General features: G+C 31.5%; 30 protein-coding genes and 2 tRNA genes. 11 read left to right on the top strand and 21 right to left on the bottom strand.

Translation table 11 applies throughout. The features are described 5' to 3' along the window. A partial coding sequence (locus B5E48_RS10590) for a group II intron reverse transcriptase/maturase (protein WP_206407339.1) occupies nucleotides 1–519 on the top strand: 519 nt, incomplete at its 5' end. 206 nt (nucleotides 520–725) lie between these two features. Next, complete coding sequence (locus B5E48_RS10585) at nucleotides 726–1,025, top strand: PTS sugar transporter subunit IIB (protein ID WP_087245342.1); 300 nt, start codon at nucleotides 726–728, stop codon at nucleotides 1,023–1,025. Here B5E48_RS10585 and B5E48_RS10580 read toward each other — a convergent pair. The 3 genes from B5E48_RS10580 to B5E48_RS10570 form a co-directional block, all read right to left on the bottom strand. Further along, complete coding sequence (locus B5E48_RS10580; protein ID WP_087245340.1) at nucleotides 1,020–2,015, bottom strand: Gfo/Idh/MocA family protein; 996 nt, start codon at nucleotides 2,013–2,015, stop codon at nucleotides 1,020–1,022. The genes B5E48_RS10585 and B5E48_RS10580 overlap by 6 nt on opposite strands. A 3-nt stretch (nucleotides 2,016–2,018) precedes the next feature. Continuing rightward, a complete protein-coding gene (locus B5E48_RS10575; protein WP_087245338.1) occupies nucleotides 2,019–2,750 on the bottom strand; it encodes a class I SAM-dependent methyltransferase in 732 nt (243 codons plus the stop codon). Nucleotides 2,751–2,845: 95 nt separating this feature from the next. Continuing rightward, on the bottom strand, nucleotides 2,846–3,487 hold the full coding sequence (locus B5E48_RS10570) for a CatB-related O-acetyltransferase (protein WP_087305000.1): 642 nt from the start codon (nucleotides 3,485–3,487) through the stop codon (nucleotides 2,846–2,848). A 350-nt stretch (nucleotides 3,488–3,837) separates the two neighbouring features. Between B5E48_RS10570 and B5E48_RS10565 the strand changes: the two genes are divergently transcribed. The 3 genes from B5E48_RS10565 to B5E48_RS10555 are packed head-to-tail and all read left to right on the top strand — an operon-like array spanning nucleotide 3,838 to nucleotide 5,061. Further along, complete coding sequence (locus B5E48_RS10565) at nucleotides 3,838–4,440, top strand: PTS sugar transporter subunit IIB (RefSeq protein ID WP_158097287.1); 603 nt, start codon at nucleotides 3,838–3,840, stop codon at nucleotides 4,438–4,440. A gap of 4 nt (nucleotides 4,441–4,444) precedes the next feature. After that, nucleotides 4,445–4,741, top strand: a complete 297-nt coding sequence (locus tag B5E48_RS10560; RefSeq protein WP_087304998.1) for a PTS sugar transporter subunit IIB — start codon at nucleotides 4,445–4,447, stop codon at nucleotides 4,739–4,741. A 14-nt stretch (nucleotides 4,742–4,755) separates the two neighbouring features. Next, nucleotides 4,756–5,061, top strand: a complete 306-nt coding sequence (locus B5E48_RS10555) for a PTS sugar transporter subunit IIB (RefSeq protein ID WP_087304997.1) — start codon at nucleotides 4,756–4,758, stop codon at nucleotides 5,059–5,061. Between the two features lie 40 nt (nucleotides 5,062–5,101). On the opposite strand, the gene B5E48_RS10550 is transcribed toward B5E48_RS10555, so the two are convergent. The 8 genes from B5E48_RS10550 to B5E48_RS10525 all read right to left on the bottom strand — a co-directional run bounded on the left by B5E48_RS10550 (nucleotide 5,102) and on the right by B5E48_RS10525 (nucleotide 10,051). Continuing rightward, the gene (locus tag B5E48_RS10550) at nucleotides 5,102–5,938 is read right to left on the bottom strand and encodes a MurR/RpiR family transcriptional regulator (RefSeq protein ID WP_158097286.1); all 837 of its coding nucleotides are present in this window, start codon (nucleotides 5,936–5,938) and stop codon (nucleotides 5,102–5,104) included. A 13-nt stretch (nucleotides 5,939–5,951) separates the two neighbouring features. Next, the gene (locus B5E48_RS10545; RefSeq protein ID WP_241146967.1) at nucleotides 5,952–6,605 is read right to left on the bottom strand and encodes a MurR/RpiR family transcriptional regulator; all 654 of its coding nucleotides are present in this window, start codon (nucleotides 6,603–6,605) and stop codon (nucleotides 5,952–5,954) included. Nucleotides 6,606–6,647: 42 nt separating this feature from the next. Then, nucleotides 6,648–6,803 (bottom strand): hypothetical protein, encoded by a 156-nt coding sequence (locus B5E48_RS13875; RefSeq protein ID WP_241146966.1) that lies wholly within the window; start codon nucleotides 6,801–6,803, stop codon nucleotides 6,648–6,650. Nucleotides 6,804–6,852: 49 nt separating this feature from the next. After that, nucleotides 6,853–7,701, bottom strand: coding sequence for a Cof-type HAD-IIB family hydrolase (locus B5E48_RS10540; RefSeq protein WP_087304995.1), 849 nt, complete (start codon nucleotides 7,699–7,701; stop codon nucleotides 6,853–6,855). 97 nt (nucleotides 7,702–7,798) lie between these two features. Further along, on the bottom strand, nucleotides 7,799–8,431 hold the full coding sequence (locus tag B5E48_RS10535; protein WP_087245318.1) for a hypothetical protein: 633 nt from the start codon (nucleotides 8,429–8,431) through the stop codon (nucleotides 7,799–7,801). Between the two features lie 15 nt (nucleotides 8,432–8,446). Continuing rightward, entirely contained in the window at nucleotides 8,447–8,560 is a 114-nt protein-coding gene (locus B5E48_RS13520) for a helix-turn-helix domain-containing protein (protein ID WP_158095612.1), read from the bottom strand. Nucleotides 8,561–8,654: 94 nt separating this feature from the next. Next, nucleotides 8,655–9,308 (bottom strand): HAD family hydrolase, encoded by a 654-nt coding sequence (locus tag B5E48_RS10530; RefSeq protein ID WP_087245316.1) that lies wholly within the window; start codon nucleotides 9,306–9,308, stop codon nucleotides 8,655–8,657. A 2-nt stretch (nucleotides 9,309–9,310) separates the two neighbouring features. After that, complete coding sequence (locus tag B5E48_RS10525; protein ID WP_087245314.1) at nucleotides 9,311–10,051, bottom strand: EFR1 family ferrodoxin; 741 nt, start codon at nucleotides 10,049–10,051, stop codon at nucleotides 9,311–9,313. A 248-nt stretch (nucleotides 10,052–10,299) separates the two neighbouring features. On the opposite strand from B5E48_RS10525, the gene B5E48_RS10520 reads away from it, so the two are divergent. Further along, nucleotides 10,300–11,208, top strand: coding sequence for an Rpn family recombination-promoting nuclease/putative transposase (locus tag B5E48_RS10520; RefSeq protein WP_087245312.1), 909 nt, complete (start codon nucleotides 10,300–10,302; stop codon nucleotides 11,206–11,208). Between the two features lie 75 nt (nucleotides 11,209–11,283). Here B5E48_RS10520 and B5E48_RS10515 read toward each other — a convergent pair whose 3' ends face one another. From B5E48_RS10515 to B5E48_RS10470, 10 genes are all read right to left on the bottom strand, one after another. After that, the gene (locus B5E48_RS10515) at nucleotides 11,284–11,940 is read right to left on the bottom strand and encodes an RDD family protein (RefSeq protein WP_087245310.1); all 657 of its coding nucleotides are present in this window, start codon (nucleotides 11,938–11,940) and stop codon (nucleotides 11,284–11,286) included. A 12-nt stretch (nucleotides 11,941–11,952) separates the two neighbouring features. Then, nucleotides 11,953–13,134, bottom strand: a complete 1,182-nt coding sequence (locus B5E48_RS10510) for a MalY/PatB family protein (RefSeq protein ID WP_087245308.1) — start codon at nucleotides 13,132–13,134, stop codon at nucleotides 11,953–11,955. Next, a complete protein-coding gene (locus B5E48_RS10505) occupies nucleotides 13,135–14,223 on the bottom strand; it encodes a M24 family metallopeptidase (protein ID WP_087245306.1) in 1,089 nt (362 codons plus the stop codon). 47 nt (nucleotides 14,224–14,270) lie between these two features. Next, nucleotides 14,271–15,593 carry a PTS sugar transporter subunit IIC gene (locus B5E48_RS10500; protein WP_087245304.1) on the bottom strand — a complete coding sequence of 441 codons (1,323 nt, stop codon included), beginning with the start codon at nucleotides 15,591–15,593 and terminating at the stop codon, nucleotides 14,271–14,273. Between the two features lie 15 nt (nucleotides 15,594–15,608). Beyond that, nucleotides 15,609–15,941 (bottom strand): PTS sugar transporter subunit IIB, encoded by a 333-nt coding sequence (locus B5E48_RS10495; protein WP_087245302.1) that lies wholly within the window; start codon nucleotides 15,939–15,941, stop codon nucleotides 15,609–15,611. Nucleotide 15,942: 1 nt separating this feature from the next. Continuing rightward, entirely contained in the window at nucleotides 15,943–16,263 is a 321-nt protein-coding gene (locus tag B5E48_RS10490) for a PTS lactose/cellobiose transporter subunit IIA (RefSeq protein ID WP_087245300.1), read from the bottom strand. Between the two features lie 2 nt (nucleotides 16,264–16,265). Then, nucleotides 16,266–17,315 carry an aminopeptidase gene (gene ypdE, locus B5E48_RS10485; protein ID WP_087245298.1) on the bottom strand — a complete coding sequence of 350 codons (1,050 nt, stop codon included), beginning with the start codon at nucleotides 17,313–17,315 and terminating at the stop codon, nucleotides 16,266–16,268. Next, entirely contained in the window at nucleotides 17,308–19,209 is a 1,902-nt protein-coding gene (locus B5E48_RS10480) for a BglG family transcription antiterminator (protein WP_087245296.1), read from the bottom strand. Before B5E48_RS10480 ends, ypdE begins: the two co-directional genes overlap by 8 nt. 145 nt (nucleotides 19,210–19,354) lie before the next feature. Then, nucleotides 19,355–20,974, bottom strand: coding sequence for a CTP synthase (locus B5E48_RS10475; protein WP_087304994.1), 1,620 nt, complete (start codon nucleotides 20,972–20,974; stop codon nucleotides 19,355–19,357). 104 nt (nucleotides 20,975–21,078) lie between these two features. Beyond that, a complete protein-coding gene (locus B5E48_RS10470; protein ID WP_087245292.1) occupies nucleotides 21,079–21,552 on the bottom strand; it encodes a GNAT family N-acetyltransferase in 474 nt (157 codons plus the stop codon). Between the two features lie 120 nt (nucleotides 21,553–21,672). Between B5E48_RS10470 and B5E48_RS10465 the strand changes: the two genes are divergently transcribed. From B5E48_RS10465 to B5E48_RS10445, 5 genes are all read left to right on the top strand, one after another. Beyond that, nucleotides 21,673–22,368 (top strand): response regulator transcription factor, encoded by a 696-nt coding sequence (locus B5E48_RS10465; RefSeq protein ID WP_087297355.1) that lies wholly within the window; start codon nucleotides 21,673–21,675, stop codon nucleotides 22,366–22,368. After that, nucleotides 22,365–23,489, top strand: a complete 1,125-nt coding sequence (locus B5E48_RS10460) for a sensor histidine kinase (protein ID WP_087297354.1) — start codon at nucleotides 22,365–22,367, stop codon at nucleotides 23,487–23,489. Before B5E48_RS10465 ends, B5E48_RS10460 begins: the two co-directional genes overlap by 4 nt. A gap of 76 nt (nucleotides 23,490–23,565) precedes the next feature. Then, complete coding sequence (locus B5E48_RS10455; RefSeq protein WP_087304993.1) at nucleotides 23,566–24,843, top strand: aspartate aminotransferase type Ic; 1,278 nt, start codon at nucleotides 23,566–23,568, stop codon at nucleotides 24,841–24,843. A 111-nt stretch (nucleotides 24,844–24,954) separates the two neighbouring features. Beyond that, nucleotides 24,955–25,030 (top strand) — tRNA-Gln (locus tag B5E48_RS10450). 4 nt (nucleotides 25,031–25,034) lie between these two features. Further along, nucleotides 25,035–25,110, top strand: a tRNA-Val gene (locus B5E48_RS10445). The last annotated feature ends 41 nt before the right edge of the window (nucleotides 25,111–25,151 follow it).

The following is a 25,151-nucleotide window of genomic DNA, read 5'->3' as shown; positions in this document are numbered from 1 at the left end:
CAGGTTCTTAGAGGTCTAGTCAATAATAATCAAGGGTGTAGAAATTACTATGATATGCATAGAATCCAATATATCATCCAATATTCCATTGCTTATACGATTGCACGTAAATGTGATATCTCATTAAAGAAAGTCTTTAAAAAATATCACTCACAATTGATTTATTCATATACGAATGACAAAGGCAAAGACAAAACAATAAAATTAGCTTTGCACTCTTCATTCAAACGAGATAAGACATTCTTCTCACAGTGGCTTAGTAAAATCAAGCAAGATGTGGAATACAGATATAGAGATACGAATCCTCTCAAAAGAAACTGTTACATATGTGGCAATCCACAACATCATGTCATGTTTCATAGAAGAAGGATAAGTTCACTGCATATGCCTTATTCTCATATCATTAAAGAAATGATAAGAATAAACCGTAGGCAGATATGTTTGTGTAGAGAATGTTTTATAAAGGTCAGTCAGAACCTGTTAGAATACAATCAAATCGCAAAACGAAAACTCACTTAGAAATGGAGAGCCGTATGCATTGAAAGGTGCCCGTACGGTTCGGGAAGGGGCGAGGTCTTCTAGACTTCGCCTATTTCATACTTATATTGAACACTATGGAGTCACTCTACAGTCAAGAGTTTTTTTGATTTGATTGAAGTTTTTTCACTTTTTATAACAATATGATAAAATAGAATTATAAAGAAACATAGAAAGGAGAAAAACTTATGAAAATTTTATTATGTTGTAAAGCAGGTGTGACTTCTAATATGTTTGCCTCTGCCTTAAAAGATGAAGCTTCTAAAAAAGATATGGAAGTTATCATTTGGGCAACTGCAGAAACAATGATTGAATATTCTATTGAACAAGCAGATTTGATACTTGTTACACCACAGCTAAAAAGCTCCGTATCTAAATTTGAGGATCTTGCCAAAGCTGGAACTCCTGTTATTTTGATCAGTGATGAAGATTTTGTTCAATTCAATGCAAAGAAAGTTTTAGAAGAAGCACTTGCCAGTCTTTCATAATGATGACACTTGATCAGCTGGAAAAAGAATTCCAGCTTTTCTTCTGGCTATAGTTTGAACTTTACAAACTGTTAAGCTATGTTTCAACATCTCATAACATCTTTGATAATCTTGATTTTGATACATATCTACAAATGCTTGCATTTCAGCATACATAACATGTTGATGTTGATGATCTGTTTGTATGCTTGTTCCATCATGATTAACCCATTCAACTGTCTTGATAAAACTTGATGGTGTATCCACATAAAAATATCCTTTTTCTCCTTGAATGGTATTAAATGAAGGCGATTGACAATCTTTCGCTCCTATACATACACATTGAAAATGTGGATATTGTAAGACAAGAACACCCGATGTATCAATATGATGTTCAATACAAGGATAATAATGGATATCCTGTGGTTCACCAAATAATCCCACAACAAAATGAATATTATAAATATTGATATCCATCAATGCACCACCTGATTTGGTATAATCAAATACCGGCAAAATATCTCCATCAAGAAATTTTTGATAGCGTGATGAGTACTGACAGAAATGACATTGTACAATCTTGATATCTCCTATTTCATGAAGATGATCTTTTATATATTGATAATGAGGTAAATATTGATTTGTAATAGCTTCCCATAAAAACAAATGGTTTTCCATGGCGATTTTTTGAAGAGATAATGCTTCCTGATAAGTCGATGTCATTGGTTTTTCTATAATAACATGTTTATGATGTTGCAAAGCCTTTCTAGCAAATTCAAAATGCAAATGATTGGGTAATGCGATATAGATAGTATCGACATGGCGATCATTTAATAATTGTTCATAATTTGTAGAATAACGTTCAAAACCATATTGTTCTACAATCTGTTTTAGCTTTTCCTCACTTCTTTGAGTTCCTGAAATATGAATGAGCTGAATATCTTTGATTTCATGAATAAAGGAAAGAAATTCACCCACAATCATACCACTTCCTACAATTCCTAGTTTCATTATTTACACCTTTTGTACCGCAATCAGCAACATCATAGGTCTACGCATTTCATCTTTCATACCATCCATATTCATCATTTCTAAAGGTGGTTGAGGTTCAACAACATGTTGAATCATGAAGCCATGTTTCATGAGCGTTTCAAGATATGTCGTCAAAGTACGATGATATTTCACCACTTTTTCTTGTAAAAAGACGGCTTCACGTTGTCCTTCATAAAAATAACGATCAACTGGAAAATGTAAAATATTCCCATTTTCATCGTAATACCAATCCTGATTTCCATAAGATGTGAAAACAGGATGCTCGACTGAAAACACAAAATTTCCACCCTTTGTTAACCAATTGGCAATATGTTGAACCAATTGTTCATAATCTTTGACATAATGTAATGCCAATGAACTGAAAACCACATCAAAACTATCAGGTTCTAATGTTAAATCTTCCATAGCGATTTGACGATATTCTATTTGAGGATGTGCATGCTTTTGTTTGGCCGTTTCTAGCATACGTTTAGAAATATCAACACCCAAAACATATTGTGCATGATGTTCCATCGCATATTGACAATGCCACCCATATCCACAGCCTAAATCTAAGACTCTTTTTCCTTGAAAATCTGGCAGTAACTTTTCAAATTCATGCCACTCACCAGCTCCTTGAAGTCCGTAAATAGAACGATACATTTGACTATATTTTTCAAAAAAGACTTCATCATCATATTTATTCTCTTTCATAAATAACCTTCTTTCCCTTTTATCTTAGCATATCCATGAAAAAAAGCATATGTTTTTCACATACGCTTAATGACTTATCTTCTTACCATATCTTTTTAAAATGATTGAATCTGCTTCTTAACTTCATCTAAGTCTGGATTGCATAAAATCGGCAAAGCATCTACTAATTGTTCTGGAGGGAGATCCCACCATTTCCACTGTAATAAAAGTCCAATCAATTCATCATCAAATCTTTTTCTAATGAATCGCACAGGATGACCACCAACAATAGTATAAGGCTCGACATCTTTTGTCACAACACTATGTGCTCCAATAATAGCACCATCACCAATATGTACACCTGGCATAATGACACAATGTCGCCCAAACCAGACATCATTGCCAATGACTGTATCTCCTTTAAATGGCAACTGGGCTAAATGATCAGGAACTCGTTTTGCCCATTCACTACCCATCACAGCAAATGGATATGTCGACACACTATTGATACGATGATTGGCTGAACCCATAATAAATTGTGTTCCAGAAGCAATCGAACAAAATTTCCCAATAATCAGATGATCGCCAAATTCAGGATAATTAAATAAAATATTATTTTTTTCAAAATGAATCGCATCTTCATCATCATAGTAAGTATATTCACCAATTTCAACATGACTTGCTTTCACAACATTTTTAATAAAACAAGATGTTAAATATTCATTCGCAAATAAAGCTTTTGGATCAGGTATTTTCATTCATTATTCACTCCTTATATTCTATTTTTTATAACCACACCCTTTCTTTCTCTATGAACCACTGCTATGGCCTTCTTTAAACGTAATTCTTTCATGATGAAACTGCTTTTTTATGATTTATATATATAGGTTATCATAAAACCTTTCATTCTTCATTACAAGTTCTTTAAATCTTTTAGAAATAAACAAAGATTATCAAAGTGAATGAACTTTGAAAAATAATTTTCATAATCAAAAGTATAATGATTCTTTTTTATGAGAAAAATATTTCTTTTCAATATCAAGTTATACCATCTCTTCTTTTTTTATCTATAATCATAATTGATGATAGATATAGTGGGGTGAGCAAGATGGATCAATTTTTATCTGAATGTCAATATGGAATCCTTTATCAGTGGTTAAAACATCATTTACCTAACGGTTTTATAGATTCAAAGAATGAATGGGCCCATTCTTTAACCACGATATATAAACAATATCATATTGAAATTTCTTTCTATGATAATGGTGTCATTGAAGAAACAATCAATGATACAAGTAATGGGGATGTTGTATACTATATACATTTCTTATTCTTAAATTTTAATCAGAGCGTTAAAATTTTAAAAGACTTTCTTATATATCTCAAATCTCTGACAATTCAAAAAAAGAACATCCTCATTTGTTGTAGTTGTGGTTTAACATCTTCTTTATTTGCTGAAAAGTTAGAAGAAAATTTTAAAAAGCAACATATGAATGTACATATTGAAGCATGTGATATTCACACCTTGGCAAATAAATCATCAAATTATGAACTTGTTTTATTAACACCTCAAGTTCATTATTACAAACCACAATTATTACAATTGATCGACAAACCTATTATTACAATTCCGACTACAGATTATGCCTGTCATAATTACAACCACATTATATCTATCATAGATTCCTATTTATTGAAGGAGGACATATAACATCATGAATATATTATTAGTCTGCTCTGCTGGTATGTCTACAAGTTTACTTGTAACAAGAATGTTAGACTATGCCAAAGAAAAACAAATCAATGTTCACATTGAAGCACATCCTGTTGGTGAGGTTGAAAGCTATGGGCAAGATGCTGATGTCATTTTATTAGGACCTCAAGTTCGTTTTCAACTTTCTCATATTAAATCACGTTTCCCAGAGAAACCAGTTGAAGTCATTGATATGCGTGATTATGGTATGATGGATGGTCAAAAGGTTTTGAATCATGTTTTAGAAATGATGAAGTAAAGGAGTAAAAAACTATGAAAAAGATACTATTAGCCTGCAACGCAGGAATGTCAACAAGTTTGCTTGTTTCTAATATGCAAAAATATGCTAAAGAAATTGGAATTGAAGTTATGATTGAAGCTATGCCTGTGCTACAGGCAGAAAAGTCATGGCAAGATTGGGATATTATTTTGTTAGGACCTCAAGTCAGACATGTGATTGGTAAATTCAAGGAAACTGTTCAAGATCAAATTCCTGTTCTTGTGATTGATATGCGTGACTATGGATTAATGAATGGAAAAAATGTTTTAAACACTGCTTTAAAAGCATTAGAAGAATAATAACCAAAAAAGAAACTCTCACTTTTGTGAAAGTTTCTTTTTAGTCTGTATAATGTTTCAAACGACTTTCCAGATTTTTTTCATAATCCCTATTAAAATAACTGGCATATATACAATCCAATAAATATTGTAAAGATATGCGGGATGAAAAAGATGCTATTTTTTCTTCAGAATCTTCATAGGGTGAAAAATACAAATGATAATCAACATCCTTAGCAAAAGGTATTTCAATAGTAGATGAAATCAAAATCATTGTCACACCTTTTTCTTTTAAAATCTGAACTATCTCATTCATATGAGGTGTCCTTCCAGCATAACTGATCAGCATCACAACATCACCTTTTTGACAAGAATGCGCATACCAATGCTGATAATATCTTTCTTTCGCAACATCAATACGTAAACCTAATTCCAACATATTCTGTTGAAAGCATTCTGCCATAAAGTAATTACCAATAGATGAAAAAATAATAATATGGTTCGCATTATATAATGCCTGTATGACTTTTAAAAAAACCTTGAGATCAATAAGTTCAATTGTAGAACGAATTGTCTGGTCATATAAAGAAGACATCTTTTCCATAATCTGATGATGAGTATCATGTTTTTGAAAAGGATAATTATAGTCAACTTCTTTGTCTTTATGAGAATAATTGTCTAGTTGTAAAGATACTTGTACTTTTAACTGATTGAATCCTGATAAACCTAATTTTTCAACAACTCTATAAATTGTCGAAACAGAAACATAACTCTTTTTTGCAATATCTTGTACATCACACTGCACAATATCACGAGGATGATTTAAAATATATTCAGCAAAAATCTTTTCTCCTTCTGTGAAATGATGTTCATTTTTTATTTTAGCAAAAATATTCATAAATGACCTTCTTTCAATCATGTTTTGTCATTGTTTCATAATAATACAATTTCTTATCAATGTTGTTTTGATAATCCAATTTAAAATAACAAGTATAAAGACAATCAAGTAAATACAATAATGATAAACGTGTTGCAAAAGATGAAATCTTATTATAGTGATCTTCATATGAACTCATATATAAAATATGCTGAGCATACTTTTCTAAAGGATTTTCTAAAGTAGATGTAATCAAGATCATCGGTGTCTTGTTTTTCTTCAACATTTGTGCAATATGTTCACTGGAAGTTCCTCTCCCACCAAACGAAATGACAATCGCCACATGATTTTTATCACTACTGACAGCTGATAAATTCTGCTGATAATCTTCAATGGGAACATTGACCAAAACCCCAATCTCCTGCATCTGAAATTTAAAATTCTCTGCAAAGAAGATATTTCCAGCTGAAGTATAAATATCAATCATTTGAGCTTTTTTTAATAGACTTGCTGATAAACGAAGCTGTTCTAAGTCTAAAAGATTTAAAGTTGATGTCACTGTTTGTTTATAAACATCTTTAAGTTTATGTGCAATCTGATATTGTGTTTCATTTTGCTTAATTGGATAATTATAATCAAAATCTTCAGATTCTTTTAAATAATCTTCAATAGATGCAGAAACCTGCAATTTTAAATCAGATAATCCTGTGATTCCTAATTTATGACAGAGTCAATAAATAGTTGATATAGATACATAACATTTTTCAGCTATTTGTGTAGCATTATATTTCATAAAATCATCTGTATGTTGTTTCATATATACAACTAATACTTTTTCATTATCTGTTAAATCAATAATTTGGTCTAATTTATTAAAAATGTTCATAAGAATCACCTCATGAACATTATAATTGATATTTTTCAATTTCACAATTTTATTTTATTTCAGGCATGTATTTATATAATGATTCAGCAATTCCATCTTCATCATTAGATAATGTAATATCATCAGCAATATCTTTTAAATCCTGAACAGCATTAGCCATAGCAACTCCTGTTCCAGCATATTTCACCATAGATGCATCATTATGTCCATCACCAAAAGCAATCATTTCATCTTGTGTATAACCCATTGGTTTTAAAACTGAATCAAGTGCTTTGGCTTTATCAATTCCTTTTGCTGTAAATTCAAAATAGAAATCACCAGTAAACATACAGCTTAAAGTATCTTTAAAAGGTGCTTCCATTTCTTTATAATGTGCCTGTAAATATTCTGGATCAGATGTTGTTAAAATCTTGTTAAGTGGGAAATCAACAAATTCAGCTAAATCATCAACTTCACATAATTTATATTTTCCACCACGTGATTCATATTCCATAACATTAAATGGTTTTCCATTCCATTGAATCATATTATCATAAACATTTGTTACATACATGTATTCCCCTTTATCAATCATAGGGCGTACACGGTCAAATTTTTTCATATGTTCCAAAACAGCTTTAGCTTCTTCTACACTTAAAGCCTGATTAAATAAGACTTCATCTGTTTCACAATCCACAACTTTAGACCCATTATAACAAACCAATAATCCATGATGTTGATCCATCTTTAATTCTCTTGCAAAATCTCTTAATCCTGATGTAGGTCTTCCTGAAGCTAAAATCAAAATAGCCCCTGCTTCTTCTGCTTTAATTAAAGCTTCTTTTGTTTTAGGTGTAATCACTTTTTGACTATTAGAAAGTGTCCCATCCACATCCATAATAATAACTTTTATTGACATAAATTCTTCCTCCTTCATTACTGGTTCATTTTATCATTTTTCTCATATCCCACTCAACAAAACGAACAAAAGATGGAAAAAACATGTCAAAAAAATATCAAATTATTTTGATTGATGCGAAAAGTCTATCAAAGAATTGACCTTCAATGTTCTCATGACTTTTTTGATAAGTCCATATTCTATCAACTTCATTATGAAACCTCATGACATATAACCAATGAAATAAAAACATATTCAAAAATATATTCACAAAAGCAACTAACCAGGCACTTTCATAGACATAGAAAACAAGAAAATAGATAAACCCTGATAAAGCAATGATAATAGGTATAAAAATCATATTATATATTATAAGATGAATAGCTATTGTTTCCTGCATATATTGAAAATGTGTCTTGATATGTTTTATCAGCAATAAGAGTATCACAATCACAAAAAATATTGTAACAGGATCAAAGAAGATTGATTTTCCAAATTCTAAAAGGATATACAAGAAATCTTCAGTAACTTGACCATACCACCCTTGATTATAAGCAAAGATAATCATCAAAATACTGACAATATTAAAAACAAAGTTCACGACATGATAATTCATGTTATTCATAATTGCATATTTATTTTTTAAAAATTTAGATTTTTGTTGAGTGACTTGTCTTTCACCATTTAAAATTTCATCCACATTCACTTGAAAATATTTTGCCATATCAATAATGACATCATAATCAGGCATATTCTTGCCATTTTCTCAACGTGATACAGTTCTATGATTGACACCTAATATTTGATCTAATTCTTCTTGAGTTAAAGAATGACTTTGACGCAATTCTTTAATAAAGCTTCCAATCTTTTTTTGATTCATACGCTTCATCCTCCTTTGTTATATATCGTATCATTTTCACATAAAAAAGGACACGACACAAAGTGAGAATAAAGAAAAAAGTCCTTAAAAAGGACTATAAATACTCAAAAACATCTAACAAAGAATCAATACATGTAATATCTGGATCTTCAATGTCTTTATGTCCAATCAGGAAAGCACGCATTCCAACACTTTTCGCTGATTGCATATCTTTGTTGTAACTATCTCCTATATAAACCGCTTCGCTTGCTTTTAATTTTGTTATTTCTAACGCTTTTTCAAACATTTCTTTGGCAGGTTTATAGTAATGTGTTGTTTCACTGGAAATAATACCTTTTGGTTTTAATTCCAAATTTTTCATATTTTCTTCTACATACTGTAAATCATTATTCGTAATAATATATATAGGTAAAGGACATTGTTCAAAAAAATCATAAGAATCATCATATGCTGGTGTATGAATCCAATGTTGAACAAGTAAATCACAATAATGTTGACTATCTCCCTGTAAACCTATTTGATCTTTAATGCTTTCAAATGCTTCAAAAGCTATTTCATACTCATTTTTATAATCTTTTCCATTATAATGCATAACTAATTCATCATGTTTCTGATACCACATTTCTCCTAGTTTTTGTGGATCTTTTTCATTTGAATTTTCTACACATTCATCTAATAATTTTGTTAACCATTCACTTGTGTCATATACCAATGTTCCCATATGATCAATGAATATCGCCTTTAACATGATTAACCTCCTATCAATTCACTTTGCTTATACAAAGTACAAACTTTTTGAATTTTTTGACGTGTTACTTCAACTTGCTGTAAATCACAAACCCTTGCATGTGTTGGACAAATTGAAACACAACGCATACATGAAATGCATTTTGTTTCATCAGTGACTTGTAAATGATGACAATCAATGGCTTCTACAGGACAAAGTTTAGCACATAATCCACATTTTGTACACTGAGAAGTTGCTTTTGGTTTGAGTCCTCCATGAAATTCCTTATAAGGTCTATGTCCTGGAACTTCAATAGGGTGAAGATTGTTTTTTAAAGTTTCTACTAACTTTTGAATATGTTGATAATCTTCCTGATTAGGTCTTCCTTTCGCATAATCATGGACAATAGAATGTTCACAAACAACAGCCACTGCACCTTCACAAATAAATCCTAATTCATCTAAAGTATCTTTTAATTCTATAAATGTATCATCATAATGTCTATTTCCATAAGTCACAACGAGAATAACCGGTGTCTGATTTCCTTTCAATAATTTTAATCGCTCTATAGCGATAGATGGAACTCTTCCACCATATGATGGGACACCTACAATACATAAATCTTCATGTGAAAATTCATGTGCTGAAAAATTCGTTCTTGATAAATCATATTCCTGTATAGGTTTATCCCATTGTTTTCCTATAAATCGTACAACTTCCTGAGTACTTCCTGTACCACTAAAATAAATAAGATGAATAGACATATACATTCCTCCTATGCATATCACTATTCTAACATATTTTCCAAGACTTTCCATTAACAAATATTCAATATTCAAAAAATCACTTTTTATGAGCTATAACAGTTTGTTGAATATGAAACTTAAAAATATATGCTTTTAGCAATCTTTGTGTTATCAAATGTCTGTATGATGAAAATATTTTAAAAATTTCTCTGAAAAAAAGAAAAATCCGTTTTTTCTGTATATATGAATAATAGGAGGTATTATTCATGTCTAAGAAAAATTATATGCTCAGAAAGATTTTTGATATTCGCATCAGATCCCTATTTAAAAACTGTCATGTCGCTGCTGATTTTATCAATGGTATCCTTTTCTATGAAAATGCTGTAATCCATTATGACGACATCTCCCTGTCCAATTCCAATCTCGATTCCCACCTTCCTAATCAAAACATCACCAGAGAGCGTGAACGTGACAACATCTATCTTGTCAACATTGATGGCACAGAATGTCTGATTGGCATAGAGCATCAATCCCAGATTGATCATGGCATGTTCCAAAGAACAAGAGAATATGATGAGATGAACTACCTTCAGCAGTTCAATCTCTATCGCTCCACTCATCAGATGATTAAGGGTGTCATGACATTTGTTGTCTATTACGGACAAAAGAAATGGAGTGCTCCTAGAGCATACGAGGACATGATGAAGCCCATACCTCCTGTTTTCAAAAACTATATGAATGTTGCATCCTATCCACTCATTGAAATGAGATACCTGGACCCAGAAAGATTTCACACTCAAGAACTTAAAGAGCTTATTACTGGATTGAAATATTTGTACAATCATCAATATGATGAAACTCATGATATAACAGTTAGTCATGAAATCGCAATCTCACTCGCAGCACTTACAAAAAACACACAAATTTATGAAAAGGTAAAGGATAAAAAGATTGATATGTGTCAAGCTATCAGAGATTATGGAAAAGAAAATCTAAGAATAGGAAAAAAAGAAGGTATCATCCAAACTTTAATTAAACAACTGCAATCAAAATTAAGATTTCTTTCAAAAGATACCCTTGCAAAAATCGAATCATGCAATCAAGAACAACTTGATTTACTTACAATACATATTTTTGATATTCATAGTGAAAAGGATATTCTTCGTTATTTATAAATTGTATAAAAAAGCTGTAACAAAATAACTTTTTAAATAATTGATTTTGTACAGCTTTTTTTGATGTTTTATGCATTATGAGCGCTTATGCTTACGCTTATTTTTCTTCTGTTTTCCTTTCTCTTGAGGAGCTTGATCTCCTAAATGAACAACAGTCGTGCCAGAGAGGTAATCATGAATTGCACGTCTTGAGGGTGTATTATATACCATAATTGCGGAAATAATAGTAATAAAACTTCCAATAGCCATTAGATAATACTCAAAATAAATACCTGTTGCCATAGTCAACATCTGACGATAATATCTAGCTACTACAACTGAGACACTCTCTAAAATCATTAAACCAATAACATGTCTTATCAATAGTGTTTTCAAATCTAATGGCTGATTATCCATTCTCACAATCTGCAATTTCATAATACGTTTTCCAATAGTCTGTCCAGGATATTTTTTCAATGGAATATAAACCAAATAAATCAACGCTAAAATAATACTCAAAAATCCAGCTAAATAACTCCAATAGACTGAATATCCTAAAGAGGGAAAAACGTATAAATCACTGAACATATCACTACGATCAGTAACCAAACCATAAATAGCCACTGCCGGTAAGCCTGCAATAATTCCACCAATTGCCCAATCTAGAGCATAAGCAATTAAACGTGTTGAAAAATTGACTTTGGAAGGCTTTCGATCAACCCAAAATGTTAATTTTTTCCATAATTGACGCATAAAACAATCCTCCTACTTATGATATAAGGCATCCATTGCCTTTTTAAAGCGATTTAATCCTTCTTGTACTTTAGCACGTGGACATCCTAAATTCATTCTCAAATATTTTGTTCCATTTTCACCATATGTCTCACCTTTCATAATAGCAACACCACCGATATTTACTAAAGCTTCCTGAATTTCATCACTAGTAAAAGGAACATCTCGAGCATCAATCCAAGCTAAATAAGTAGCTTCAGGTCTTTGAAAATGGAAATCCGGTAAATAATCATGAATAAAGTTTTCCACTAATTCCATATTCCCACGAATATATTCATTTAATTGATCAATATAATCATCACATTGTGTATAACCAATCATTGTTGCATACATACCGAAAATACTTGCTGAGTTCAAAAAATCTCTTCTTCGCGTTACACCCACAAAAGCATCTCTTACTTTTTCATTAGGAATTATTACATAAGATCCTATCAAACCTGGTGTATTTAAAGTTTTACTTGAAGAACTCGCAGTATACATTTCATCATATTCATTGAGATATTTCAACAACGGCTGATGTTTTTGATCTTTAATTTGAATATCCATATGTATTTCATCTGAAATCATCTTAACTTGATATTTTTTACATATTTCAATCATTTTTTTTATTTCATCATCACGCCAGATTCTACCCGTTGGATTATGTGGCGAACATAAAAGTAATATTTGACATTGAGATGCTTGCTGTTCAAATACTTCAAAGTCAATTTCAAAGGTTCCATTTGTTTTTATCAAATGATGTGAAACTAATTCTCTATCGTTTTCTAAAATGACATTGATGAATGCATCATACATTGGATTCATCGTCAAGACTTTATCATGTGGTTGACTCAGCAAACGAATTAACAGTGAAACTGAATACATAACACTTGGACTATACAAAATCCAATCTTCCTCAATATGAGTATCAAAACGCCTTTGAAAATAAGTTGTGATAGATGATTTAAAATCATGATGATTCCATCTGGTATATCCATAAATCTGATGATTGGCAACTTCATGAATTTTATCTGTTATAGGTTTTGGAACAATAAAATCTGTATCAGAAATCGAAAAAGGAATCAAATCTTTTTTGTGAAAACGATCTTCTATGTAATCCCATTGTGTACAATATGTTCCCAAACGATTATGAATTTCATCAAAATCATATTTCATTTATTTTTCCTCCAATATTATATAATCTTTTGGTGTCTTATTCATTGGAACACCTTTCCCATCAATGATGACAACATCATCTTCAATACGAATACCTCCTAAACCAGGAACATAAACTCCTGGTTCACAAGACATCATCATGCCATTTTGCAGAATTGTTTGACTTTGACTATTTAAAATGGGTCCTTCACCACTATCTGTTACCCCTATTCCATGTCCAAGACCATGATCAAAATATTCACCATATCCTGCTTCTTCAATGACTTGGCGAGCTGCACGATCTACATCACATGCCTTTGCGCCTGCACGAATAGCCTCTAACCCCGTTAATTGTGCCTTTAAAACCAAATCATAAATATTTCTATATTGAGGCAATGGCTCACCAATAAAACAAACACGCGTCATATCTGACTGATAATTTTGATATTGAATTCCAAAATCAATCATAATTGGCTCATGAGCCTTGACCTTACGTGATGTTGGTCGTCCGTGTGGCAAAGCAGTTCTTTCTCCACTTGTAACAACCGTTTCAAAAGACATTTGCTGAGCTCCAGCAGCAATTGCATAATATTGAACCAAGGCACTTATTTCATATTCTGTCATTCCTATTCGAATATGTTGTAATACTTTTGCATACACATCATCTGTCAAAGAAATCGTTTTTTGCATAGCAACAATTTCACTATCATCCTTAACAATTCTTAAATTCGTAATTTCCTCATCAAATAAATGAATATCTACATCCAATGTCTGTAGTTTTTGATAATCTTTAACCAATACTTCACTAGCCTCTACACCTAATGATTGACAATGCTCTTCTTTTAATATGTTCTCTACTGCATATAAATAACTTTTTCCTGTCGTATGAGGATTATGAAGTCTGATTTCTAAATCAAACTCAGTTTCTTTCGCTTCAGTTATATAACGTCCATCCAGAATTAAATATCCATGTTGTTGAGTGATAAGAACCTTACACCCACTTCCTAACATTGTTGACATCCATTTTTTCATAGTTTTGCTTTGAATTAATAAAGCATCAAGTTTTTGATTCTTTAGAAAATCTTGCACTTTTTCTATTCTTTTGGCCATATTATTTACCTCCTAGATAGAAAGGCAAGCTTTTGCTTGCCTTATCATTAAAAGTCTAAATCTAAATCATTTAAGATATCTTCATCTTCTTTTGTCAATAATGAATTATCATTAGTCTTTTCATCTTGTTTTCCATAGCGTTGTTCATACATTTTAAAGAATGGATACCATACAATAATAGAAAGAATCATCTGTACTGCATTAACAACAATAGACATAAAGTCCATATTCGTTAAATAACCTTCTAGGAAAACTCCAACATATGGAGGTGTAAAGAATGAACAACTCATAATACCAAGATATTGAGCCCATCCCCCTAAACTTCCTATAATACCTCCACAAATAACATATGGAATAAAGAATACAGGATTTAATACAATTGGTGCTCCAAATAAGATTGGTTCATTAATTCCAAACAATGCTGGAATAAGTGCTACTCCACCAATTTGTTTTAAAGCTTTATTCTTAGATAATAAGCACCAAAGTACTAATCCAAATGTAACTCCTGTTCCTGTAAAGTTACCAAATGCTGATTCAGGTCCAGGTGTAAAGAAGTGTGTCATTTCAACTCCTGCTTGATAATTTGCAATATTTTCTGCTAAGAATTGAGTTGAAATTGGACTTGTAATTGGACTTAATACTGATGGATGAATACCAAAGAAGAATAATAAACAATGTAGCATCTTCAAGAATGTATAAGCAAATGGATTGTCCATAGAACCAACTAGAGGTGCTAATAAATTCGTAAAGATAAGTGGTGGCATTGTATTAAATACATTGACACATAAAATACGAATAATTAAGAAAAATCCAATAACAATAACTGAAATAGGAATCATTTCAAAAGAACGTGATACGAAATCCGGAACTGATTCAGGCATTCTAATAGTAAATTTCTTTTTCTTACACCAACGATAAAGTTCTACTGCAATCAATGATGCAAACATTGCTGCAAATAAACCTTTTGTTCCAAAATAAGTTGTATCAATTCCACCATCTTCAGTATATTGAACTGTCATCATTAAAAAGGCAATTAATCCCATGCTGACACTTCCAGGAACATCCTGCTTATAAGAATTTGCAAGATGATATGCGATAATTACTGATACATATAAAGACATTAATCCCATACCAACATTATATGGAATATAAATAATATCAAGATTGTTTAAAATCCATTGTGATACTGGGTTGTTTTCTCCAATCATATTTGGAATAGCTTCTGGAATCAAACAGAAACTCCCAATAATCAACAACGGAGTCATTGCAACCATAGCTTTTTTTACAGCACTTAAATGAACTTGTTTATCCATCTTGTTTGCTAGTGGAGTTAAATACTTGTTCATAAATGCTTCAAATTTGTCAAACATACATTCACCCACTCCCTATTTTTTCATATCTGCTTTTTTTCTTTCAACAAGTGCTTTTTTCAAAACAGTTGCTCCATCCATTTTTCCATAAGTATCCTGATCAACAATAACATATGGAATATTGTATGGTTCAATAATTGGTTTAATATAGTCCAATTTATGAGCGATTTGAGGTCCAATAACTAATACATCACAAGTTTCAACTTCACTTTGTAAAATATCAACTGGAATAGCCACAAATTCAAAATCCTTTTCATCTAATTTAGCACTATTCTTTACAGTATTTTTCATACTATCCATAAGCATAGTTGTTGAAAAACCTCCAGCACAACATAATACAATTTTCATCTTATTTCCCCTCCTTTGCTTCAAATACATTTATTAATTCCTCAATTAGATCTCTTGCTAATTGAGAAGTCATATAATGATCCTGTGCATGAACCATTAATAACCCAACTTCTGGCTTATCTCCATTTTCTGACATTTCTGCCTGGATAAGCTTTGTCTGGATCGTATGTGCTTGAACATCAGCTTCCCTAGCTTCTTCAAGCAATTTTCTTGCTTCATCATACTCTCCAGTTTTCACTTTCTTTAATGCTTCAAATGCTTTAGCTTTACTTTGCCCAGCAGATGAAATCATCCCAATAATACTTTTTTCCATTTCTGTCATTTTTACTTTCCTCCCAAATAATCTGTCATATTCCTATATTCTTTTGCATCACTCTGTAGCAAATGAACTAACAATTCTACCAGATGGTCCAAATCATCAGCATGAACCATTGAATAAGCTCCATGACAATAACGAAGTGGAATACCCAAAACCATCGCCAAACGTCCACCTTTTTGTAAATGAGCCTGTCCTGCATCCGTTCCACCACCACTAAGCATATCATTTTGGTAAGGAATTTGATGCTTATTCGCAACTGCTTTTACATAACGAATCAATTGACGATTAGGTGCCATAGTCTTGTCATAATGGACAAGCATTGGACCTTTTCCAATCAAACGATGATTGGTATAATTTTTGACTAGCTCCGGATTATTCGCAACATCCACAGCAAAAACCACATCTGGATCAATTTGATAAGTTGCTGTTTGCGCTCCTCGTAATCCTACTTCTTCGCTACTTGTTGCAACAAAATAAAGATCATTTTTTGTATCATGTGATAGGTGCTTTAGCGTTTCAGCAACGACATAACATCCACTACGATCATCCATAGCTTTGCCCATATATACATGCTGCGATGAGAGTGAGCGCATTTGACTGGCAAAACAAACCATATTTCCAACTTCAATTCCTAAAGCCTCTACCTCTTCACGCGTATCACAACCAATATCTATATACATTTCTTTGATATGGCCTTCATCATCTTTTGTAACATTTAATAAACCTTCTATTTTTTGACCATCTTCCGTTGTGACTCTAACAATTTGCATTTCTTTGCTCTTATCCAAAACACCACCAACAGCCATTACATAAAGAAATCCAATATCAGAAATATGTCGTACAATAAAACCGACCTCATCCATATGTGCACATATCATGATCTTCAAAGCATTTTCATCCGTTCCACGTTTATGAAATATAAGACTGCCTAGTGCATCACAAGAAATATCGTCACAGACTTCTTTTAATTCCTGATAAAGTATTTCTCTAACTTCATCTTCACAAGAAGCAATACTATCAGCATCACTTAATTTTTTTAACAATTGACTATTCATGATTAACACCTCCTAACTCCTTCATAACGGCCATCAATTCTTCAAATGATTTTACGTGAAAAATACGATCAACATACTTTTTTTCCTGCATCAACTTATATAACTGCGTTGTCAACACCTTATACATTTCTATCTGATCTTTTTTCAAACATATCATAAAAACAATCTTAACTTCTTTTTCATTCCAGAAAAAAGGATTTTCTAGAACACAGACTGAAATCATGTTTTTTAAAGCATCTGTTTCAATTGGATGGGGTATACAAATACCATTAAAATATATCGTACTCACAAAAGATTCACGTTGCATAACCATATCTGTAAATCCTTCTTTTCCATATTTTTTCTCTTCCAGTTCTTGTGCCATAGTATAAATTAATCGCTCATAGTTATCTTCCTTCACAATTTTGAAAAAATCTTTAGAAAAGAAAGCTGCATAAGGTGGTTCATCATGAATCAATGTATACGGATCATATTCATCTGTTTGCAGAATCTGTTTAATACGAATCAAATCTTTATCATCTAACAACTCTTTAATATAAATCACCGGAACTTGGACATCAAATGACAAAGGCAAAACGGTAAAAACCAAATCAGGTTTATAAGCCAATAAATCATTTTTCTGCAAAAAAGAGAATGTCTGCACTGTTGCGTTAGGGAATAAAGATTCAATCTGTAATTTAATCATGTAGGCACTCCCACCACCAGAAGAGCAGACAACACCAATGCGATTATATGATTGTAATTTTAATTGTTTTTCTTTTTCCATATGTCCAGCAAAATGCATTGCTACAAAACCAATCTCATCAAAAGTTGATTGAACATTATATTTTTCTGATAACATATCACAGAATTGAATCGCAATATTAAAAATCATAGGATTTGTGATGCTTAATTTATTTGCTAATTCATTTTTATAAGAAATCTTATCTCGCAATCGGTCAATTAGCAAAGTCACGTGCGATAACAAAAACTTTTTAAAGTCTGCATCTTGTAAAAAATTTGTCTGATAAATCTTATCTATCTTGCTTAGAAATTCATTAATGTCATTTTCCAAAGTATCACTAAAACCAACATTTTCTATGCGTTTTCTAACATTTTTATTCAAAATGACTATGAAGTCATCAATACTTGCTCGACTAAACTCAACCTGATATATGTTCTGAAGTAATTGAGTAATCTCTTTAACAATACGATGAAATGTATCATTTCCCTGAATTTCTCCTTCTTTTCTTTCATGATTCAGGATTGCACGATAAATCATCACCTTTAAATACTCGGTAATATTTAACAATTCATTATAATTCACATTTAAATTCTCATGTATCAATAAATCTATAAAGGCATCTTCTACGAGCTTAAAGTCTTTCACAACATCATTAACAGCTGTTTGAACAACTAAATCCTGATTCAAATATTCATCTGTTAAATAAGCTTTGATATCTTTTTCAAGCCCATGAATTCTTACTCCATAATGATGTTTACGTTCAATGAGAATATGATAACGTTGTGCCAGTTTCTCTACATCTTCCATATCATTTTTGATAACTGTTTTTGATACCTGAAGAAACTCAGCTATCTTATCCATTGAAACAAATCCATCTTGAATAGAAAGAAAAGATAAAATCTGTGCTGGTCTTTCTTTTGTTGGAACAAAAAAACCTTCATTTAAAGTATCTAAAAAATCATCTAATAGCACTTTATTCGTGACTTCTAATAAGTATCCTTCTCCTCTTTTCATATGTAATCTAAAACCTTTGCGAGGAGAAATACGCATTAAATAAGAAATATCTTTTTGAATAGTTCTTTTAGATACACCATATTTTGTTGTAAAGTATTCAACTGAGAGGTAGGTTGCTTGTTCAAAAAAATCTTTCATTATAGAATATAATCGCATTTTCTCTACCTCCCCTCTATGTTTATTATATAAAGAAATAAATAATCAAAAAAGATTATATTCTTCATATAAAAATGCAACATTATTCCTTTTATTCTGACAATACCAATCATAAATTCTCCTTTGAAACCCACATAAAAAGCACTCAGTTTTGAGTGCTCTCTTCTTGATATTTCTTATGACATGCAGCTGTGATAAATCCTTGGAAGATAGGTTCACTACGATTTGGACGTGAAGCAAATTCTGGATGGAATTGACAAGCTACAAAATATGGATGATTTTCTAATTCAATAATTTCCACAAGATCTCTTTCTGGATTTTTCCCAGATACAATTAATCCATGTTCTTCAAGAATTTCTTTATATTTATTATTGAATTCATAACGATGTCTATGTCTTTGTTGAATCAAGTCTTTGCCATATAGTTTATGAACACGACTTTCTTTTAATAACTCACAATCATAATTTCCTAGTCTTTGTGTACCACCCATATCGTTCAATGTCTGATCACTCATTAAGTGAATTAATGGTGTTGCACACATCTCATCAAATTCAATAGAATTGACATCTTGAAGTCCACAGACATGTCTTGCAAACTCAATAGAAGCCAATTGCATTCCTAAACAAATACCTAAAAATGGAATTTTTTCTTCTCTAGCATAACGAATAGCTTTAATCATACCCTCAATACCACGTTGTCCAAAACCACCAGGTACCAAAATACCATCTGCTCCTGCTAACATATCTGCTACATTATCATCATTAATGTCTTCAGCATTAATCCAATCAATATGTACGATACTATTTTCATAATAACCTGCATGGCGTAAAGCTTCATTGACTGATAAATAAGCATCTGGTAATTGTACATATTTTCCAACCATCTTGATTGTTAATTCTTTATTAAGACCTTTAACACGTTGAATAAGCTGTTGCCATTCAGTCATATCAGCTTTTGGAGCTTCTATTCTTAAATGATCCAATACCAAATCATCCATATGTTGATCCAATAACATCATTGGCAGTTCATATAAAACATCAACATCATAATTAGAAATTACAGCTTTTACTGGGACATTACAGAATAAAGAAATTTTTTCTTTTAATTCCTGATCAATATGTTTTTCACTACGACAAACAATAATATCTGGCTGAATACCATATCCTCTTAGTTCTTTAACACTATGTTGTGTTGGTTTGGTTTTGACCTCATGGCTTGCTCCAATATAAGGTAGTAATGTTGTATGTATATAAAGAGTATTTTTATATCCTATATCTAAACGGACTTGTCTAATGGCTTCAATAAAAGGCAAACTTTCAATATCTCCAACAGTTCCACCTATTTCAGTAATCACAATATCTGCTTGACTGCTTTTAGCAGCTGCATAAATCTTTGCCTTGATTTCATTGGTAATATGAGGAACAACCTGAACTGTTGCCCCTAAATAATCTCCACGACGTTCTTTAGAAATGACATCACTATATATTCTTCCTGTTGTAATAGATGAACTACGATTCAATTCTTCATCAATAAAACGTTCATAATGTCCTAAATCCAAGTCTGTTTCGGCACCATCAGCAGTGACAAACACTTCACCATGTTGAAAAGGTGACATTGTTCCTGGATCCACATTAATATAAGGATCAAGCTTTTGCATAAAGACTTTTAATCCTCTTTGTTTAAGCAATCTCCCTAAAGATGCAGCTGTCAATCCTTTTCCTAATCCCGAAACAACTCCACCTGTCACAAATATAAATTTAGCCATTTTCACTATCTCCTTTCTCAAATAAAAATGCACTCCAGCGGAAAGCCTGAGTGCCCTTTCTTATTCTAGCAAAAAATATTTATCAAAGCAATTATTTTTTCTTATTATTCTGATAATTTTCTTAAAGATTCACCTGTTATACGATAAACAGTCCACTCATCCATGGCTTTTGCACCTAATGAAAGGTAAAAATCAATGCTTGACTGATTCCAATCCAAACACCACCATTCTAGCCTTCCACATCCTCGTTCAACTGCAATTCTTGCAAGTTCTTTAATCATGGCTTTACCATAACCATGTCCACGATATTCTGGCATAATATATAAATCTTCTAAATAGAGACCTGCACGTCCTAAAAATGTTGAAAAATTATGAAAAAATAAAGCAAAACCTATCTTTTTATGATCAACAACCGCAAAAATAACTTCTGCTTTTTCTTTATCAAATAACCATTCTTCAATTAATTCTTCTGTTGCTATAACTTCATTTTCTAATTTTTCATAACGTGCCAGATCTTTGATAAACTGTAGTATGATTGGCACATCTTTTCTACTTGCTTTTTCAAATATAATATTCATATGATAAACTCCCTTTTTTATTTTTATACATCATTATAACATATATTTTAGCTTATTATTTTATAAAAATGATTGTCGTTTTGATTATTTTCTATATAATAAGCATAGGAGGCGATCTATATGGAAAATCCACATATTCTTGTTGTTGATGATGAAAAAGAAATTACTGATTTAATTGAAATTTATTTAACCCAAGAAGGATATACTGTTGAAAAAAGATATAACGCATCTTCCCTTATAGATGATATTCCTCGATATCATATTGATCTTGTCATCTTAGATATCATGATGCCTGAAATAGATGGTATTCAAGCATTGAAAATGATTCGAGAAAAATACAATATTCCTGTCATTATTGTTTCTGCAAAAACAGCTGATAATGATAAAATTGAAGGATTATTAACTGGTGCTGATGACTATGTGAGTAAACCATTTAATGCAATGGAACTTGTTGCCAGAGTCAAATCACAACTTAGACGTTATCATGTCTTAAATAAACCGGTTCATCATTCTTCTTATATTATTGAAGCAACCGATTTAATGATTGATACACAAAAAAAGCTGGTGACATTAGATGGAAAGCCCTTAGCTTTAACACGCATTGAGTATGAAATTCTCGTCTTATTAGCAAGTCAACCTGGAACTGTCTTTTCTATTGAAGATATATTTGAAAAGATATGGCATGTTAAATCACATAATTCTAATAATACAATAATGGTTCATATTAGAAAATTAAGAGAAAAAATAGAAAGGCAGCCAAGAAATCCTCGACATATTAAAACTGTCTGGGGTGTTGGTTATAAATTTGAATTATGATAAAGAAAATACAAAGATTATTGATCAGTAGTTTTCGATGGCGTTTATTTATTAATATCATTGTTGCTTATCTGATTGCATTTTTATGTGATGTTGCTTTAATGATCATTTTACAACATACCAATATTTTTCATTTACCTTATGAATGGTTATACATCATTGCTTTTCTTATTTCCTTATTAATTTTTTTAGTTACTTTTTTTGATTTAATGAATATCACTTTAAAATATATTGATGTTTTAAGTGGAACTATTCAACGTGTCACTGCTGGTGATTATGAGGTCGAAGCCCCTATCAAATATGATGATGAACTGGGGTTATTAGCAGCCAATATTAATGCTCTTGCGAAAACATTAAGAGATAAGGAAAAAGAAAGTGAAATTCTTAAAGAAAATGAACGTTTGGCCTATGATGCTGAAAGAAATGCTGAAAAACAAAAAAATGATTTAATTACAAATGTTGCTCATGATTTAAGAACACCTCTGACAACTATTGTGGGTTATTTAGAGTTAATTAAGAATAACCAGCAATTAACGAAAGAGGAAATACAAAAATATTCAAGTGTGGCTTATGAAAAATCAAAAAGACTTCAAAGCATGATGGATGATTTATTTGAGTTTACAAGCTTAGATCAGGCCAATGTCAAGATTCATATGGCTACCATTAATATTACTGAGTTAATCTTACAGATTGTTGATGAGTTTTACCCAACATTTCAGGAACATCATATCACGCCTGAAGTGAAAATCAGTCAAAATAATTTATTTATTAATGGAGATGGACAATTAATCGCAAGAGTTTTCGATAATCTTTTGTCCAATGCAGTAAAATATGGACAGGATGGAAAGAAAATTAAAATTGAAGTTATCAATGATGAAGAAACTGTCACTATCAAAATTATGAATTATGGAAATCCTATTGATAGTGCTGATTTGCCATATATTTTTGATAAATTTTATCGCAGTGATGCATCTCGTTCTTCATCAACTGGTGGAACTGGTTTAGGCTTAGCGATTGCTAAAAATATTATTCAAATTCATAATGGAGAAATCTTAGCTACGAGTCACCAGGATAAAACAACATTTATTGTGATTTTACATAGATTACATACAAATGAATAAATATTTTTTCTTATCGAATAAAGATTGCAATTTATTGAATGAAAAGGTACAATGACTTCAAAGTGGGGGATTAAAAATGAAAGCATATCAAGACATGAATCAAGAAGAATTAAAAACTTTACATCAACAATTAAGCAAACAATACCAAGACATGAAAGATTTACATTTACAGCTAAATATGGCTCGTGGTAAACCTGATTTTAGTCAAGTTCAACTTTCTATGCCTTTATTAGATGTTATTAATAGTCATTATGATTTTACAGATAAAAAAGATTATTGTAATTATGGTATATTAGATGGAATTGATGAAGCCAAACAGTTATTTGCAGATATTTTAGAAACAACACCTGAACATATTATTGTTTATGGAAATTCAAGTTTAACAATCATGTTTGATCAGATCAGTCGTGGTTTTACACATGGATATTTAGGACATACACCTTGGTGTCATTTAGATAAAGTCAAATTTTTATGTCCTGTACCTGGATATGATCGTCATTTTGCGATTACAGAACGTTTTGGCATTGAAATGATATCTATTCCTATGGATGAAAATGGTCCTGATATGGATCTGGTAGAAAAATATGTTCAAGAAGATGAAACAGTGAAAGGAATCTGGTGTGTGCCTCAATATTCTAATCCATCAGGAATAACATATTCTGATGAAGTTGTAGAAAGATTTGCACATCTCAAACCTGCTGCTCCAGATTTTAGAATTTTCTGGGATAATGCCTATATTATTCATCACCTTTATGATCATCATCAAGATCATGTCAAAAATATTCTTGAAGCTTGTCAAGAAGCAGGAAATCCTGATCTTGTGTTTGAATTCTGTTCAACATCAAAAGTTACTTTCCCAGGAGCTGGGGTAGCGGCTATGGCTACATCAATTAATAATAAAAAAGATATTTTAAAACATTTAACAGTTCAATCTATTGGTCATGATAAGTTAAATCAATTAAGACATGCTGAATATTTTAAAAGCATTGAAGATTTAAAACATCATATGAGTCAACAGGCTGAATTATTAAGACCTAAATTTGAAATGGTATTAGATATTTTTGATAAAGAATTAAAGCCACTTCATATTGGAACATGGTCTCATCCATTAGGTGGATATTTTATTACTTTTGAAGCTATGGACAATTGTGCACAAGATATTGTTCAAAAATGTAAAGAAGCAGGTGTTATTTTAACTGATGCGGGTGCAACTTTCCCTTATGGAAAAGATCCTCATGATTCAGTGATTCGTATTGCCCCATCATATCCTCCTTTAAATGAATTAAAACAAGCAACAGAACTCTTTGTCTTATGTGTAAAGCTTGTTAGTGTAGAAAAATTATTAAAATTATAGATGAATCTATGGATTCATCTTTTTTTCAAGTTGAATTTGAAAAAAATTCAACTTTTCCACTAAAAAATATTGACTATATTCTAAAAAATTGTTATATTAAATAAGCACTGTTGGGATATAGCCAAGCGGTAAGGCAACAGACTTTGACTCTGTCATTGCGCTGGTTCGAATCCAGCTATCCCAGCCATGTTGGAGGTTTAGCTCAGTTGGGAGAGCATCTGCCTTACAAGCAGAGGGTCAGCGGTTCGAGCCCGTTAACCTCCACCATTTATGCCGGCTTAGCTCAATTGGTAGAGCAACTGACTTGT

The sequence above is a fragment of the Massilimicrobiota sp. An105 genome, assembly GCF_002161155.1.
In the GTDB taxonomy this organism is placed as follows: Bacteria; Bacillota_I; Bacilli_A; order Erysipelotrichales; family Coprobacillaceae; genus Allocoprobacillus; species Allocoprobacillus merdigallinarum.
Note: the sequence above shows the minus strand (reverse complement) of the source record. Positions and strands in the feature narration are given on the sequence as shown.